This is a genomic window from Corynebacterium mucifaciens (assembly GCF_012396315.1).
Classification (GTDB): Bacteria; Actinomycetota; Actinomycetes; order Mycobacteriales; family Mycobacteriaceae; genus Corynebacterium; species Corynebacterium mucifaciens.
Genome location: NZ_JAAXPF010000006.1, coordinates 48,806 through 64,920, shown reverse-complemented (window position 1 = coordinate 64,920; position 16,115 = coordinate 48,806). Strand labels below are relative to the sequence as shown.

The window sequence follows — 16,115 nt, the reverse complement described above, 5'->3', positions numbered from 1 at the left end:
GCGTAACCGCCTACACTGTCCGCCATGACAAACCCGCTCCTCACCCCCTCGACCCTGCCGTACAACCTGCCGGACTTCGCCAACATCCGGCTCGAGCACGTGGAGCCCGCCTTCGACGTGGCGCTGAAGCGACACGCAGCCGAGATCGCCGAGATCACCACCGCGGCGGAGCCGACGTGGGAGAACACGGTGGAGGCGTTCGAGCTCGCGGGCGCAGACCTGGACCGGGTAATGGCCTGGTTTTTCAACCTGCAGGGCACCGATGCCACCGAGGAGTTCGACGCGGTGGCCGACCGCATCGTGCCCCGGCTCTCCGCGCACGTGGACTCGATCTACCAAAACGACGAGCTCTACCAGCGCATGAAAGCGGTGGAGGTGCCGGCGGACGAGGAATCGCAGCGGCTCCACGGCGAGCTAACGCGGCGCTTCACCCGCCGCGGTGCCGACCTGGACGCGGCAGGCAAGTCGCGCCTGCAGGAGATCAACCAGCGCCTCTCCGAGCTCTCGGAACGCTTCGGGCGCAACCTGCTCACGGACACCAAGGCGCTGGCGGTGACATTCGAGCGCGAGGAGCTCGCCGGGTTGTCGGAGGACCAGCTCGCCGCCTACGAGCAGGACGGCCACTACGTGGTGCCCATCGAGTTGCCCACCACGCAGGCCCTGCAGGCGGAGCTCGAGGTGTCTGCGTCGCGGCACAAGCTTTTCGACGCGTCCCGCGCCCGCGGCCGGGAATCCAACCGCGACATCGTGCTCGAATCCGTGCGGCTGCGCCAGGAGCGGGCGAAGATGCTCGGCTTCGACACCCACGCGGATTACGTCATCGCCGAGGAAACCGCGGGCACGGCGGCGGCCGCGCGGCAGCTCATCGCGGATCTTGCCCCCGCGGCCGCCGCCAACGCCGAGGCGGAGCGCAAACTCGCCGGCGAGCTCGCGGGCCAGGAGCTGGGCGGCGCGGATTGGCCGTACTGGCAGGCAAAGCGCCGCGAGGAAGAGCTCGGCATCGACGAGGCGGATCTGCGCAAGTACTTCCCGCTCGAGCAGGTGCTCACCGACGGCGTGTTTTACGCAGCGAACCTGCTCTACGGCATCACGGTGGAAAAGCGCGGCGACCTCGCCGGCTACCGCGACGACGTGGACGTGTGGGAGGTGAAAGAGGAAGACGGTACGGGCATCGGCCTGCTGCTGACGGACTACAACGCCCGCCCGTCCAAGCGCGGCGGCGCGTGGATGAGCTCGTTCGTAGACCAGTCCCACCTCGCGGGAACCAAGCCGGTGGTGGTCAACGTGATGTCGGTCAATTCCAACCTGCTCACCATCGACGAGGTCACCACGGTCTTCCACGAGTTCGGCCACGCCCTGCACGGGCTGCTGTCCGACGTGCGATACCCGTCCCACTCCGGCACTAACGTGCCGCGCGACTGGGTGGAGTTTCCCTCCCAGATCAACGAGAACTACGCGTTTGCCCCCGAAATCGCGCGCAACTACGCCCGCCACGTGGACACCGGCGAGGTCATCCCGCGCCCGCTGCTGGAGGCGCTGGAGGCATCGCGCCAGTTCGGGCAGGGCTTCTCCACCGCCGAGTACCTCGCGGCGAGCGCGATCGATCTCGCGTGGCACTCGCTTGACGGCGAGATCCCTTCGGACATCGCTGCCTTCGAGGAATCCGTGCTGCGGCAGTACGGCCTCGACGTGGACGGGTTAGAGCCGCGCTACCGCTCCACCTGGTTCAACCACATCTTCGCCGGCGGCTACTCGGCCGGCTACTACTCGTACCTGTGGGCCGAGGCGCTGGACGCGGACGGCTACCAGCTGGTGGCGGAGGAGGGCATCAACCGCGCCACCGGCGCGAAGTTCCGGGAGGCCATCCTGTCCAAAGGTGCCTCGCGCGACTACGCGGAGGCCTACCGCGCGTTCCGAGGCCGCGACAAAGACACCCGCCCGCTGCTGCAGCGCCGCGGGCTGGCGGGCTCTGCGACGGGCGCTGCGACCGACGAGCCTTCACCCGTCCAATGAGTTGGCTGATGGGGTTGAGCCCCTGGTTGCAGGTGCCGGTGATCCTCGCCGTGGCGGCCCCTGCATGCGGCGCTGCCGGTTACGCGCTGGTGCGCGGCATCGACGCGATTGCCCGTCGCGTTTCCCGCCGTTGACGCATCCGGCTAGGCTGGTGCCCCATGGCGAACCCCGAAGAGCTGCGTAAGCAGGACCAGAAGCTGCCTAAGCCGCAGCGCAAGTACCCGCAGTCGCGGGTGACCCAGGTGATGTGGGTGCTCATCGCGCTGGTCGTCGTCGCCGCAGTGGTGGGTGCTCTCTAGCGAGTGCTTGCGGCGGCGATGCGCCTGAACAGCGGCTCGTCGGGCAGGTCTTCGATGAGCACGGGCGTGCCGGAGGCGTCGCAAAGCGGGATGCGCCAGTTGGGGTACATCTCGCTGTTGGTGCCCGGCTGGTTTTGGATGCGGGTGTCGCCCACCATGTCCACCAAGTTTGTGCAGGTCATCGCGGACGGGGTGGAGGCGACGAACCTGGTCAGGCCCTCCACCAGGGTGGCCACGTCGTCGTATTCGCCGAGGTCGCGGTCGAGGAAGTCCGCCTCCGCGAGCGGCGTGCCGTCGAAGGCGCCCTCGGCTTGGGCGGCGGCGAGCACCTGGCAGATCCACACTGCGTCGGACGCGTTGAGCTCCTCGAGCGTCTCCGCGACCAGGCCAAGTTCGTGGCGCAACTCGTTGTGCGCGCCCTCTAAGTATCCCGCCGTTGGCGGCAGGTCGTGGGTGCCCACCGCCGTCAGTGCCAGGTTGCGGTACTGCTGCGACGGGCGCGGCACTTCCGGCGGCACCGATTCGAACCACAGCACGGACGTGCCCAAGATGCCTTTATCCCGCAGCACGTCTTGTACCCACGGCTCGAACGTGCCCAGGTCCTCGCCCACCACCACGGCGCCAGCGCGCTGCGCCTCCAGCACGAGCACGCCGACCATGGCCTCGAAGTCGTAGTTCATGTACGCGCCGTGCATCGGCGTGTCCATGCGCGGCAGCCAAAACAAGCGGAACAGCCCCAGGACATGGTCCACGCGGATGCCGCCGGAGTGGCGCAGGACGGTGCGCAGCAGGTCGCGCCACGGCCCGTACCCGGCCTCCGCCAGCTGCTGCGGGTTCCACGGCGGCTGGGACCAGTCTTGGCCTTGCTGGGAGTACTGGTCCGGCGGCGCGCCCACGGATGCGTCGGGCACGAGCACCTCGTGCAGGGTGGCCGCGTCTGCGCCGCCGGGGTGGATGCCCACCGCCAGATCGGTCATGATGCCCAGCCGCATGCCCGCCGCCAGGGCGCGTTCCTGCGCCACGCGGCGCTGCTCGTCGGCGATGAACTGCAGCCACATGTAAAACTGCACCAGCTCCTGGGGGTCTTCGCCGGCGTGTTTCGGCGCGCCGTGGTGCTCCGACTCGGAGGCCTGCGCCGCACACCACTGCGCGAACTGCTCGAGCCCTTCGCCCTCGTCAAGGCAAAACAGCTCGAAGTCGCGGGTGCGTGCGTCGTCCGCGGCAGAGAGATAGAACAGCGTGCGCAGCGCGGCCAGCTTCGCGGCATAAATCCTGTCGCGCTGGAGCGGCTCCGCGGTGTGGTTCATCGCCTTGAGCTCCGCGGCGAGCTCCGCCACGTCCTCCCGGTCCTCTTCGTCCAACATGGCGAATTCAGGGACCTGCTCCACGGCGATGTAGATAGGGTTAACAAACCGGCGGGAGGTGGGAAGGTACGGAGAGTCCTCGATAGGCGGGACCGGTTCGGCGGCGTGCACGGGATTGATCAACAAGTAATCGGCGCCCTCGGCCGCCACCGCTTCGGCGATTGCCCCGAGGTCGTGGAAGTCGCCGATGCCCCACGAGTCCAGCGAGCGCACGGAGTACAGCTGCGCCATCACACCCCACACCGGGTCCCGGACAACCTCCGCGTTGGTGGACAACGCCGACGGCACCACGATCAGCGGGCAGACCTCGTCCAAGTTGTCGGACTCTAAGTGCAGCTCGTGGTAGCCGGCGGGCAGGTCGCCCGGTACGTGGAAGGTGGCCTCGCCCCACACCACGCCGTCGGAAGCCGTAAACGGCGGGGCCCAGTTCTCGTCCTGGTACGCGTCGCGCGAGGAGCCGTCTTCCAGCCGGATCCAGCTGTGGGCGAAGTGTCCGTCGTGCACGTGCACGTTGAAGTGTTTTTCCGTCCCCTCGGTGGCCACCACGCACGGCGGAAGGGGCCGGGTTGCCCAAAATTCCTGGCGGGCGTGGAGGTGGAAGTGGAGTTCTTCGTCCGAAGGGTCGTCGCTAAGCGTAACGCCCAGCGCACGGAGCAACTTCACAAATGACTCGGCGGGCGGCTCCGTGACCAGCCCGTTCGAGGCGCGGTAGGAGGTGCCAAAGCCGTACGACTCGGCGAGGGCGTGCAGCAGTTCCACGTTGGTCACCCCACGCATTGTGCCAAAGCCGGGCAGCGCACGCTGGGGTAGTGTTGACCACCATGCCTTCAGATGCGCACACGACGGAACTTGGATTCACCCTCAACGACACGGACACGTGCCTAAGCAGGCTGATTCGCACCTGCGAGGAGAGCCCCCACTTGGTGCTCTACTACCGTCCGCGCAACTACGAGTGGGTGTCCGTCACCGCCGCAGAGTTCCTGCAGGAGGTCTACGATGTGGCCAAGGGGCTCATCGCCGCGGGCATTGAGCCGGGGGACCGCGTGGCCATCTTGTCGTCCACGCGCTACGAGTGGTCGCTGCTCGACTTTGCCATCTGGGCCGCCGGCGCCGCGTCGGTGCCCATCTACCCGTCGTCCTCCATGCACCAGATCCAGTGGATCCTGGAGGACTCGGGCGCGAAGATCGCCTTCACCGAAACGCGCGACCACACGCAGCTGATGAGCCCGTTCTTGCTGGACGAGACGGGGAAGCCGAAGTTCGCGGACTCGCCGTCCAAGCTCGAGCACATCTACGAGTTCAACGCCGCCGGGGTGGAAACCATCAAGTTCGAGGGCCGAGACGTGGAGCAGTCGCGTGTCGACGAGCGGGTCCGCGCCACCCGCCACGAAAGCCTGGGCTCCATCGTGTACACCTCCGGCACGACCGGGCGACCCAAAGGCGTGGAGATCACCCACGGCAACTGGGCGTACCAGTGCTGGGCGCTGCTGGAAAACGAGATCGGCCGAGTGTCCTACCCGGGCCAGCGGATGGTCACCTTCCTGCCGCTGGCGCACGTGCTGGCGCGCGCGGTATCCCTGGCGTGGACGATTTCGGGCGCGACCCAGTCGCACTGGTCCGACACATCGACGCTGATGGTGGAACTGCAGCGCGTGCGCCCAAATTTGGTGGTCGGCGTGCCGCGCGTGTTCGAAAAGGTGCGCGAAGGCGCGTACAACAAGGCCGCCGACGGCTCGGCCGTGGGCAAGCGCATGTTCCTCGAGGCCGAGAAGGCCGCGATCGAGTACTCGAAGGCGCTGGACACCCCGGAAGGTCCGTCGCGGGTGCAGAAGGCGAAGCGCGCTGTCTACGACAAGCTGGTCTACACCAAGCTCAAGGACGCCATGGGTGGCTCCGTCTGGTACGGGATTACTGGCGGGTCCGCCATGAGCGCGGATCTGTCGCACTTCTTCCGCGGCATGGGCGTGCCCGTTTACGAGGGCTATGGGTTGACCGAGACCTGCGCCGCGGCGTGCGTGAACAACGCGCACGCCAACAAGATCGGCACCGTGGGGCGGCCGGTCAACGGCTATAGCGTGCGCATCAACGACGACGGCGAGATCGAGTTCGCCGGCCCCGGCGTCTTTTCCAAGTACTGGCGCAACGAGGCCGCCACTGAAGAGGCGATCACGGACGGGTGGTTCAACACCGGCGACTTGGGCGAGGTAGACGAGGAGGGCTTCGTCTCCATCACCGGCCGCAAGAAGGACCTTATTGTCACGGCGGGCGGCAAGAACATTTCGCCCGGGCCGATGGAGGAGATCATCCGCCAGGACCCGCTGATCTCGAACGCGCTCGTGGTGGGCGACGGCAAGCCGTTCGTGGGCGTGCTAGTCACCCTGGACGAGGAGGAGCTGAAGCGCTGGAAGGCCAACCACAACATTCCGGCGTCGAAGAAGGTCTCCGAGCTCGCCCAGGACCCGGCGCTGCGCGCGGAGGTGCAGGACGCGGTGAACATGGCCAACGCCACCGTCTCGCGCACCGAGGCAATCAAGAAGTTCCGCATCCTAGACCGCGACCTGTCGGAGCAGCACGACGAGATGACGCCGACCATGAAGGTCAAGCGCAACGTGGTGTTTCAGCGGTTCCAGGAGGACATCGACAAGCTGTACCAGCGCTAGCGCGGCTCAGATCGGCGCGCCTTCCTTCCTCCGCTGTGGCTGTGGCCTAGCATGCCAACTTGTCGCTAATTAGTCACTACCGCACAGGCGTTTCCAAGGAGGGCTCGGGATGCACAAAACAGCCGCTGTGCTGCGCCACCGCGAGCTCACCCAGGAGATCTACAACATCGGCGACGAGGTCGCGGAGTACACCGAGCACCTCGCCGAGGCGATCGCGGATTACGACGGCGAGCTCACCGAGGACTGCCTCGCCGAGTTCGTCGAAATTGTCGACGACGCCCGCCAGGACGCCCGCCGCGTGGTCGCCGAGCTGATCGGCCTGCGCCAGGCGCTCACCTCCGGCCGCGCCGCCGGGTACCTCTCCGTCGGGGTGAAGCCCGAGGAGCGCATCCCTGAGCCCGAGCTTCTCGACGCCTCCGGCCTCAACGACCTCTTCCCCCTGCAGGCCCCGTTTTCGGTCCAAACCATGCAGGACGCGCTGACCGGCCGCACCGACCTTGTTGTGCAGCACTTGGGAGAGGTGGTGTCCTACTGTCTGGAGCAGACCGACATGGTCGCCCGCGAGCTCGGTGTGGTGTCGCTGCCGCACCTGTACGCCCGGGTGGGCGAGATCGTGGAGGAGGCCGTGACGGGCTGGGTGGAGACCGTCTGTGTGGACCACCCCGCGTTCGCGCGCACCATGCGCGGGTCCAACCCGCCGGCGTTTTTGGAGGAGCGCGCCCGCATCGACCGCATCGTGCAGAAGGTCGCCGCCAAGCGTTCCCGCCGCGGGGCCTAACCTAAGCCGTATGGATGCATTCGGCGTGTACGTCCACGTCCCGTTTTGCGCGACGCGCTGCGGGTACTGCGACTTCAACACCTACACACCCACCGAGGTGGACTCCTCCCACGCCCAGTACTTGGACGCGCTGGAGCGCGAGCTCGAGCTAGCCGCCGCCCGCGGGCTGCCGCCGGCCGAGACCGTGTTCATCGGCGGCGGCACGCCGAGCCTGCTCGGCGCGGACGGGCTTTCGCGCATCCTCAACGCTGTGCGCAACACATTCGGGCTGGCAGACGGCGCGGAGGTGACCACCGAGTCCAACCCCGAATCCACCAGCCCGGAGTACTTCGCGGGGCTGTTGGATGCTGGTTTCACCCGCGTGTCCCTGGGCATGCAGTCCGCCTCTACGCCGGTGCTGCGGGTGCTGGACCGGCAGCACACCCCGGGCCGCGCGGTCGCCGCGGCGCGCGAGGCCCGTGCCGCCGGGTTCGAGCACGTGAACCTGGACATGATCTACGGCACCCCCACCGAGACCGACGACGACGTGCGCCGCACCCTCGACGCGATCCTGGGCACAGACGTGGACCACGTCAGCGCGTACTCGCTGATTGTCGAGGACGGCACCGCCATGGCCCGCAAGATTCGCCGCGGCGAGCTTCCTGCCCCCGAAGAGGACGTCTACGCGGACCGCTACGAGCTCATCGCCTCCACCCTCGACGCCAACGCCTACGGCTGGTACGAGGTGTCCAATTGGGCGAAACCGGGCGGGCAGTGCCGCCACAACCTCATCTACTGGCACAACCGCCAGTGGTGGGGCGCAGGCCCCGGTGCGCACAGCTTCATCGGCGGTGAGCGTTTCTTCAACGTCAAGCGCCCCGAGACGTACGCGCAGCTGCTTGCCGACGGCGCGTTGCCCGTCCACGACTCCGAAATCATCACCGCCGAGGAGGCGCACACCGAGGCGGTCATGCTCGGCCTGCGGTTGAAGGAAGGCATCCCGGCGGAGTGGATCGGGGAGGGGGCACGCGGAGTCGTCGAGAGGCATGAGCGCGCGGGGCTGCTCGAGACCGGCGAGCGGCTGCGGCTGACGGACGCGGGCCGGCTGCTTGCGGACGGCATCATCACCGATATCCTGGCAGCCGAGTAAGGAGGCGAGATGGGTTCCGCGGATGAGAGGCGGCAGGCGGTGTTGCGCGCCATCGTGGCCGACTACATTGCCAGCCAGGAGCCGGTGGCATCGAAGTCGCTGGTGGAGCGGCACAACATGGGCGTGTCGTCGGCGACGATCCGCAACGACATGGCGGTGCTGGAGCAGCAGGGCTACATCTCGCAGACCCACGCGTCGTCCGGTCGCATTCCCACGGAGGCGGGCTACCGCGCGTTTGTCGACGCGCTGCACGACGTCAAGCCGCTGTCGTCCGCGGAGCGCCACGCCATCCTGGATTTCCTGGAAAACGGGGTGGACTTGGAGGACGTGCTGCGCCGCTCCGTGCAGTTGCTGGCGCAGCTGACCAACCAGGCCGCGGTGGTGCAGCTGCCCACGTTGAGCGTGTCGCGGGTCAAGCACTGCGAGGTCGTCGAGCTCACGCCGACGCGCCTGTTGCTCGTGCTGATCACGGATGCCGGGCGCGTGGACCAGCGCAACGTCGACCTGGCCGCGCCGATCGATCAAGACGGCGTGCGGCTGCTGCGCGACCTGCTCAACGAGGTGCTGGTGGGCAAAACCATGCGCGATGCGTCCGCGGCGCTCGCCCGCGTATCGACGAAAGCTCCGCCGCACCTCGCCGACCCGGCCGCTCGCGCCGCTGAAGTGCTGATCACCACCCTGGTGGACGCCACCCCGGACCGGTTGATCATCGCGGGCTCGTCGAACCTGGTGGTGCCGTCAGGCGGCCTGCAGGGCGTGATCGACGCGCTGGAGCAGCAGGTGGTGGTGCTCAAGCTTTTGGCGGGTGCGCAGGAGCTGGAGCAGGTGTCGGTGCGTATCGGGCACGAGAACGAAGACGAGGAATTTTCGCGTGCGTCGATTGTTACAACTGCGTACGGCTCGGGCGACGAGGCGCTCGGCGGCCTCGGGGTAGTCGGCCCAACGCATATGGACTACCCCGGTACCATGCAAAAGGTTGCCACCGTGGCCCGCTACATCAGCCGCATCCTGCGGGGCGAATAGAAGGGAAGTTATGGCTCGCGATTACTACGGCATCCTCGGCGTGGACCAGGAAGCCACCGAGCAGGAGATTAAGAAGGCGTACCGCAAGCTGGCGCGCAAGTACCACCCGGACGTGAACCCGTCCGAGGAGGCGGCGGAGAAGTTCGCGGAGATCGCGGCCGCCCAGGAGGTCCTGCTGGACCCGCAGAAGCGTGCGATCGTGGACCGTGGCGGCGACCCGATGGAGGCCGGCGGCGGTATGGGCGGCGGCGCAGGCTTCGGCGGGGGCCTGGGCGACATCTTCGAGGCGTTCTTCGGCGGTGGTGGCGGCGCGCGTCAGCCCCGTTCCCGCGTGCAGCCGGGCAACGACGCGCTGCTGCGCACCTCCATCACGCTCGACGAGGCATTCGCCGGTGTGAAGAAGGACGTCACCGTCGACACCGCCGTGCTGTGCGAGAAGTGCCACGGCACAGGTTCCAAGACCGAGTCCAAGCCCGTCACCTGCGGCACCTGCGGCGGCGCCGGCCAGGTGCAAGAGATGCAGCAATCGTTCTTGGGCAACGTGATGACAACGCGGGAGTGCCCCACGTGCCACGGCTACGGCGAGGTCATCCAGGACCCCTGCACCCAGTGCGCGGGCGACGGCCGCGTGCGCGCCACCCGCGACCTCGTGGTGAACATCCCCGCCGGCATCAACTCCGGCATGCGCATCCGCATGGCCAGCCAGGGCGAGGTCGGCCACGGCGGCGGGCCTGCCGGCGACCTCTACGTGGAGGTCCAGGTGGAGCCGCACCCGGTCTTCGTGCGCGAGAACAACGACCTGCACCTGCGCCTCACCGTGCCCATGTACGACGCCGCGCTGGGCACCCAGCTCAGCGTGGACAACCTCGCCGGCGAGCGCACGACCATCGACGTCCCCGGAGGCACCCAGCCGGGTGACACCATCCACCTGCCCGGCGAGGGCATGCCGCGCCTTCGCGCCGAGGGCGCCGGCGACATGATCGCCCACGTCCAGGTCACCGTGCCCACCGCGCTATCCAACGACGAGCGCGCCACCCTGGAGGACCTGCGCGACGGCTGCCCGGACAACGCCGAGGTCCACGTCGAATCTAACGCGCACGGAGACGGCTTCTTCTCCCGCATGCGCGACAAGTTCCGTCGATGAGCCTGCCGTACTTCCTTGCGGACGACCCGGCGAGCGGCGTGCTCACCGGCGCCGAGGCCAAGCACGCCCACGTGAAGCGGATCGAACCGGGCGAGCACATCATGCTTATCGACGGCCAAGGCTCCGCCGCCGTCACCCGCGTGACGTCGGTGACGCCGAGCCGGGTTGACGGCGTCGTCGAGAAGCAGACCCGCGTGCCGCGGCCGTCGCCTCGGGTGACGGTGGTGCAGGCGGTGCCCAAGGGCGAGCGGGCTGAGCTCGCCGTGGACCTCGCGGTGCAGGGCGGGGCCGACGCGGTTGTGCCCTGGATTTCGCACCGCACGATCTCGCGGTGGCCGGCGAACAAGCAGGCCAAGCAGGTGGAGAAGTGGCGCGCCCAGGCGCTGTCCAGCGCGAAGCAGGCGCGCCGGGCGTGGGTGCCCGAGGTGCGCGAGCCGGTGACCACGAACCAGCTGTCCGCTCTACTGCGTGACGCGAAGGATGAGCGTCACGCACTCGTGCTGCACGAGGACGCCACCGGCTCCATCAGGGACGTCGATTTCGCGGCGCTGGGCGAGGACATCTGGCTCATTGTCGGCCCGGAGGGCGGCATCGGCGACGACGAGCTGGAGGTCCTCGGCGCGCACCCCGTGAAGCTGGGCCCGGAGGTCCTGCGCACCGCGTCGGCGGCGTTTGCCGGGCTTTGCGCCATCGGGGCGCTGACCGCCCGCTGGTAGGGTAGGCCCCCATGGAAGAAATGGTGACGCGCAAGGTCGAGCTCGACTCGGCGTACGCGCAGTCCGTTCTGGGTATCAATGATGACAACGTGCGGGTCCTTGAGGACCAGCTCGGCGTAGGCTTCCACGCCCGCGGCACGCAGCTCACCGTCAAGGGCCACGCGGAGCAGGCGGCGCACGCGCTGCGCGTGGTGGAAGAGCTTGAATCCATGGCCCGCCGCGGGGTGCCGCTGGGCCCGGACACCGTGGTTCAGGCTGTGCGGATCCTGGAGTCTGAGGCGCCGGGGTCCGTCGCGGACATCCTGGGCGAGGAGATCATCTCGCGCCGCGGCAAAGTAATCCGCCCGAAGACCGCGGGCCAGCGCGCGTACGTGGACGCGATCGACGACAACACCATCACATTCGGCATCGGCCCGGCCGGCTCCGGCAAGACCTACCTGGCCGTGGCGAAGGCGGTGCAGGCGCTGCAGAACAAAGAGGCCAAGCGAATCATCCTCACCCGCCCCGCGGTGGAAGCTGGAGAGAAGCTCGGTTTCCTGCCCGGCACGCTCTCGGACAAGATCGACCCGTACCTGCGCCCGTTGTACGACTCGCTGCGGGACATGATGGACCCGGAGGCGATACCGAAACTCATCGAGGCCGGCATCATCGAGGTCGCCCCTCTCGCCTACATGCGCGGCCGGACGCTCTCGGACGCGTTTGTCATCCTGGATGAGGCGCAAAACACGACCGGCGCGCAGATGAAGATGTTCCTCACCCGTTTGGGCTTCGGCTCGAAGATGGTGGTCACCGGCGACACCTCTCAGGTGGACCTGCCGCGCGGCACGGTTTCCGGCCTGCGCGTGGCCCGCCGCATCCTCGGCGACATCGAGGACATTTCGTTCCAGGAGCTCGGCGCCGGCGATGTGGTGCGCCACCACCTCATCTCCCGCATCGTCGCGGCCTACGATCGCCACGACGCCCAAAACGCGCTGCGCTATGAGAAGCGCCAGCAGGCCATCGAGGACGAGCGCGCGGCGGAGGCGGGCCAGTGAGCATCGAAGTTCTGAACGAGTCCGGCGAGGCCGAGGTCAACGAGCAAATGCTTATCGACGTCGCCTCATACGCCATGCGCGCCATGGACGTCCACCCCGACACGGAAGCGACCATCACGCTCGTGGACGAGCCCACGATGGCCGACCTGCATGTGCGTTGGATGGACCTGGAAGGCCCCACGGACGTGATGAGTTTTCCCATGGACGAGCTCACCCCGGGCGGCGGGCGCCCCGACGCCGGGATGCCCGGGCCCGCCATGCTTGGCGACATCATCTTGTGCCCGGCGTACGACCGGAAACAGGCTGAGATGGCGGGGCACGATCTCGCCCACGAGATGGCGCTGCTTACGGTCCACGGCGTGCTGCACCTGCTGGGCTACGACCACATCGAGGCCAAGGACGAACGCGAGATGTTCGCGCTGCAAAACGAGATCCTGGCGGACTGGTACGACGACCTCGCGCGCCGAGGCGTTGCGTACCAGCCGAAGCCGTCCGGCGCGCACGCGTTCCCCTCCGCCGCAGACCGCGACGAGCTGGACAAGCGCATGAAGCAAGCTGACAACGATGGTGGCGCCGAGTGACGCCCACGTTGACTTACGCAGCCATCACCATCGTCGCGCTGCTGCTCGCCGGCGTGCTCGGCTCCATTGAATCGGCCCTCACACCGATTTCGCGCGCCCGCGTCGAGGGCATGGTCAAGGACGAGACCCCCGGTGCCGAGGCGCTGCTGCGCGTGGTGGACCAGCGCGCGAACCACGTCAATACCCTTGTTTTGGTCAGGACCGTGCTCGATGTCACGGCGTCGGTGTCGGCCGCCATGCTGGCCATGTGGGTGTTCGATTCCGACGGGTGGGCGATCGCGGTCGCGGTGCTCGTGGTCACCCTCATGCAGTTTTCCATCGTCGGCGTGTTCTCCCGCACCGCGGGCAAGCGCAACCCCTACACCATCTCGCTGAAAGCGGCTCAGGGCTTGGGGGCGTTCCAGGTGGTGCTTGGGCCCGTCGCAAAGCTGCTGATTTGGGTGGGCAACCTCTTCCACCCAGGCGAGGACTTCCGGGGCGGCCCCTACGCCACCGAAGTCGAACTGCGCGAAATGGTGGAGGTCGCCCAGGAAAAGGGCGTGGTGGAAACCACCGAAGGCCGCATGATCCAAAACATCTTCGACCTCGCCTCCAACTACGCCCGCCAAGTCATGGTCCCGCGAACCGAGATGGTGTGGATCGAGGGCGAGAAAACCGCCCGCCAAGCCACGGCGCTGATGGTGCGCTCGGGTCACTCGCGAGTGCCGGTGATCGGGGAGAGCGTCGACGAGATCGTCGGCGTCGCGTACCTGAAAGACATGTTCAACGACCGGGGAACCCCGCTCGACCCCAGCACTCCGATCACCGGGTTCATGCGCGAGCCGCTGTTCATCCCGGACTCGAAGCCGCTGGATGTGCTGCTTAAGGAGATGCAGCAGGCGAACACGCACATCGCCATGCTTATCGACGAATACGGTACCGTCGCTGGCCTCTTGACCATGGAGGACCTGCTGGAAGAGATCGTCGGCGAGATCACCGACGAGTACGACGAGGACGAGGAAGCGCCAGTTACCGAGGTGGAACCGCGCGCGTTCCGGGTGCAGGCCCGCCTGCCGCTCGACGACCTAGTGGATTACCTCGCCGACAACCTGGACTACGAGTTGGAGTACGCCGAGGACGTGGTGGACAACGTCGAGACTGTGGCGGGTTTGCTGTCGTACGAGCTCGGGCGAGTGCCGCTGCCGGGGTCGTCGATTCTGCGCGACGGCGTGCGCTACACCGCAGAGGGTGGCCGCGACCGCCGCGGGCGCGTCAAGACCCGCACGGTGCTCGTCTCTGTGGCAGAAGACACAGAGCCACTCGGGGGCGAGAAATAGCACTTCTCGGTAAAATAATACCTGTCAGCAGGGATTTTCGACCGAGAGGAGCTTCACATGCGCGCTGTGCGCTACTACGGCCAGAAGGACATCCGTGTCGAGGAAATCGACGCCCCGGTTGCAGGCGAAGGCGAGGTGCTCATCGACATCGCCTGGTGCGGCATCTGCGGCACCGACCTGCACGAATACCTCGAGGGCCCGATCTTCTGCCCGGCGCCCGGCCACCCGCACCCGATCACCGGGGAGGAACCGCCGGTCACCCTCGGCCACGAGTTCTCCGGCGTCGTCGCCGCGCTCGGCGAGGGCGTAGACGACCTCGAGGTTGGCCAGCACGTCGTCGTTGAGCCGTACGTGCTGCCGGACGACGTCGACCCGAAGGAGCCGGGCCCGTACAACCTGCACCCGGACGTGAACTTCATCGGCCTTGCCGGCGGTGGTGGCGGCCTCTCCGAGCAGGTGGCGGTCCAGCGCCGTTGGGTCCACCCGATCAACAACGACGTGCCCCTCGACGAGGCTGCGCTCATCGAGCCGCTCTCCGTTGCCCACCACGCCTTCGTCGCCTCGGAGGCGAAGGAAGGCGACGTCGCCCTCATCGGCGGCGCCGGCCCGATCGGCGTGCTCACCGCCGCCGTCGCGAAGGCGTACGGGTGCACCGTGGTCGTCTCCGAACTGTCCGAGCTGCGCGGCCAAAAGGCATTCGACGCGGGCGTCGCGGACTACGCCATCGACCCGTCGAAGCAGGACCTGAAGGAAGAGATTCTGAAGATCACCGACGGTAAGGGCGCCGACGTTGCCTTCGAATGCACCTCCGTCAACGTCGTGCTCGACCAGCTCATCGACTGCCTGAAGCTCAAGGGCACCCTCGTGGTCGAGTCCATCTGGTCCAAGAAGGCGCAGTTTGACATCCACGCCCTGGTGATGAAGGAGCTGACCGTCCGCGGCATCATCGGCTACGCCCACGACCACGAGCAGACCATCAAGCTCGTTGAAGACGGCAAGGTCGACCTCAAGCCGTTCATCACCGGCAAGATCGGCTTCGACGGCGTGGTCGACGAGGGCTTCGACACCCTCATCAACCGCAACGAGACCGCAGTGAAGATCCTGGTGTCTCCGGAGCTCTAAACTTGTTGCCATGAGCAACATTCTCTCCATCCAGTCCGCTGTAGCGTATGGCCATGTCGGCAACTCGGCAGCGGTCTTTCCTTTGCAACGCATCGGCCACGAGGTCTGGCCCGTCTACACCGTGAACTACTCCAACCACACCGGCTACGGCGAATGGGGCGGCCCGATCATCCCGGCCGCCGACGTCGACGCCGTCCTGTCCGGCGTGAAGGACCGCGGGGCCTTCCCGCTCATCGACGGCATCCTCACCGGCTACCAGGCCTCCCCGGAAATCGCCGACGTGATCGTCGGTACCGTCCGCGACATCAAGGCCGAGAACCCGGATGCGATCTACGCCTGCGACCCGGTGATGGGTTCCGCGAAATCCGGTTGCTTCGTGGCCGACGCCATTCCGCCGCTATTCCGTTCCACGATTGTTCCGGCCGCTGACATCATCACGCCGAACCAGTTCGAGCTGGGCTACCTCACCGAGCGCGACGCCTCAGACCTGGATTCCACCCTCGCTGCGGTGGACGCCGCCCGCGAGATGGGCCCATCCACCGTGCTGGTCACCTCGGTTGAGCGCCCCGAGACACCGGAGGACGCGATCGAGATGATTGCCGTTGACGACCACGGCAAGTGGATCGTGCGCACCCCGCGCCTGCCGTTCAAGCGCAACGGGTCCGGCGACGTCACCGCAGCCCTCTTCCTCGGCCACGTGTTGCGCGGCCGCGCTGGCTCGGCCCCGGAAAACGCCGTGAAGGATGCTCTGGCCAAGACGGCGTCCTCCGTGTACGACCTGCTGCGCGTCACCCAGGAAGCGGACTCGTCGGAGCTGCAGCTGGTCCAGGCGCAGGAGTACTACGCCAACCCACAGCTCCAGTTCGAGGTCGAGGCCCTCTAGCCATATCCAGGCATGCCGAATGGCCCGCCCGTGCGCGGGTTTCGGTGAGCGGG

At 67.3% G+C, this 16,115-nt stretch carries 15 protein-coding genes; 14 read left to right on the top strand and 1 reads right to left on the bottom strand.

Annotation, left to right across the window (positions count from 1 at the left end; translation table 11 throughout):
- Nucleotides 1-24 precede the first annotated feature (24 nt).
- The 3 genes from HF989_RS06475 to HF989_RS06465 are packed head-to-tail and all read left to right on the top strand — an operon-like array spanning nucleotide 25 to nucleotide 2,312.
- Nucleotides 25-2,013, top strand: a complete 1,989-nt coding sequence (locus tag HF989_RS06475; protein WP_168684992.1) for a M3 family metallopeptidase — start codon at nucleotides 25-27, stop codon at nucleotides 2,011-2,013.
- Entirely contained in the window at nucleotides 2,010-2,147 is a 138-nt protein-coding gene (locus HF989_RS06470) for a hypothetical protein (RefSeq protein ID WP_168684990.1), read from the top strand. The genes HF989_RS06475 and HF989_RS06470 overlap by 4 nt, the downstream gene beginning before the upstream one ends.
- A 24-nt stretch (nucleotides 2,148-2,171) precedes the next feature.
- Complete coding sequence (locus tag HF989_RS06465) at nucleotides 2,172-2,312, top strand: hypothetical protein (RefSeq protein WP_168684988.1); 141 nt, start codon at nucleotides 2,172-2,174, stop codon at nucleotides 2,310-2,312.
- Here HF989_RS06465 and malQ read toward each other — a convergent pair.
- Nucleotides 2,309-4,444 (bottom strand): 4-alpha-glucanotransferase, encoded by a 2,136-nt coding sequence (gene malQ / locus HF989_RS06460; protein WP_168684986.1) that lies wholly within the window; start codon nucleotides 4,442-4,444, stop codon nucleotides 2,309-2,311. The genes HF989_RS06465 and malQ overlap by 4 nt on opposite strands.
- Nucleotides 4,445-4,497: 53 nt before the next feature.
- On the opposite strand from malQ, the gene HF989_RS06455 reads away from it, so the two are divergent.
- From HF989_RS06455 to pdxY, 11 genes are all read left to right on the top strand, one after another.
- A complete protein-coding gene (locus HF989_RS06455; protein ID WP_168684984.1) occupies nucleotides 4,498-6,336 on the top strand; it encodes an AMP-dependent synthetase/ligase in 1,839 nt (612 codons plus the stop codon).
- Between the two features lie 109 nt (nucleotides 6,337-6,445).
- Nucleotides 6,446-7,114, top strand: a complete 669-nt coding sequence (locus HF989_RS06450) for a hypothetical protein (protein ID WP_168684982.1) — start codon at nucleotides 6,446-6,448, stop codon at nucleotides 7,112-7,114.
- Between the two features lie 10 nt (nucleotides 7,115-7,124).
- On the top strand, nucleotides 7,125-8,243 hold the full coding sequence (gene hemW, locus HF989_RS06445) for a radical SAM family heme chaperone HemW (RefSeq protein WP_168684980.1): 1,119 nt from the start codon (nucleotides 7,125-7,127) through the stop codon (nucleotides 8,241-8,243).
- A gap of 9 nt (nucleotides 8,244-8,252) precedes the next feature.
- Nucleotides 8,253-9,266: a heat-inducible transcriptional repressor HrcA gene (gene hrcA / locus HF989_RS06440; RefSeq protein WP_168684978.1), complete on the top strand. Its 1,014-nt coding sequence runs from the start codon at nucleotides 8,253-8,255 to the stop codon at nucleotides 9,264-9,266.
- A 10-nt stretch (nucleotides 9,267-9,276) separates the two neighbouring features.
- Nucleotides 9,277-10,410 (top strand): molecular chaperone DnaJ, encoded by a 1,134-nt coding sequence (dnaJ, locus tag HF989_RS06435; RefSeq protein ID WP_168684976.1) that lies wholly within the window; start codon nucleotides 9,277-9,279, stop codon nucleotides 10,408-10,410.
- Complete coding sequence (locus HF989_RS06430) at nucleotides 10,407-11,126, top strand: 16S rRNA (uracil(1498)-N(3))-methyltransferase (RefSeq protein WP_168684974.1); 720 nt, start codon at nucleotides 10,407-10,409, stop codon at nucleotides 11,124-11,126. The genes dnaJ and HF989_RS06430 overlap by 4 nt, the downstream gene beginning before the upstream one ends.
- Nucleotides 11,127-11,137: 11 nt before the next feature.
- On the top strand, nucleotides 11,138-12,160 hold the full coding sequence (locus HF989_RS06425; RefSeq protein WP_168684972.1) for a PhoH family protein: 1,023 nt from the start codon (nucleotides 11,138-11,140) through the stop codon (nucleotides 12,158-12,160).
- Nucleotides 12,157-12,741: an rRNA maturation RNase YbeY gene (gene ybeY, locus HF989_RS06420; protein WP_168684970.1), complete on the top strand. Its 585-nt coding sequence runs from the start codon at nucleotides 12,157-12,159 to the stop codon at nucleotides 12,739-12,741. Before HF989_RS06425 ends, ybeY begins: the two co-directional genes overlap by 4 nt.
- Entirely contained in the window at nucleotides 12,738-14,057 is a 1,320-nt protein-coding gene (locus tag HF989_RS06415; protein ID WP_168684968.1) for a CNNM domain-containing protein, read from the top strand. Before ybeY ends, HF989_RS06415 begins: the two co-directional genes overlap by 4 nt.
- A 57-nt stretch (nucleotides 14,058-14,114) precedes the next feature.
- Nucleotides 14,115-15,179, top strand: coding sequence for a 2,3-butanediol dehydrogenase (locus tag HF989_RS06410; protein WP_168684966.1), 1,065 nt, complete (start codon nucleotides 14,115-14,117; stop codon nucleotides 15,177-15,179).
- Between the two features lie 10 nt (nucleotides 15,180-15,189).
- Nucleotides 15,190-16,062 (top strand): pyridoxal kinase PdxY, encoded by an 873-nt coding sequence (gene pdxY / locus HF989_RS06405; protein ID WP_168684964.1) that lies wholly within the window; start codon nucleotides 15,190-15,192, stop codon nucleotides 16,060-16,062.
- The last annotated feature ends 53 nt before the right edge of the window (nucleotides 16,063-16,115 follow it).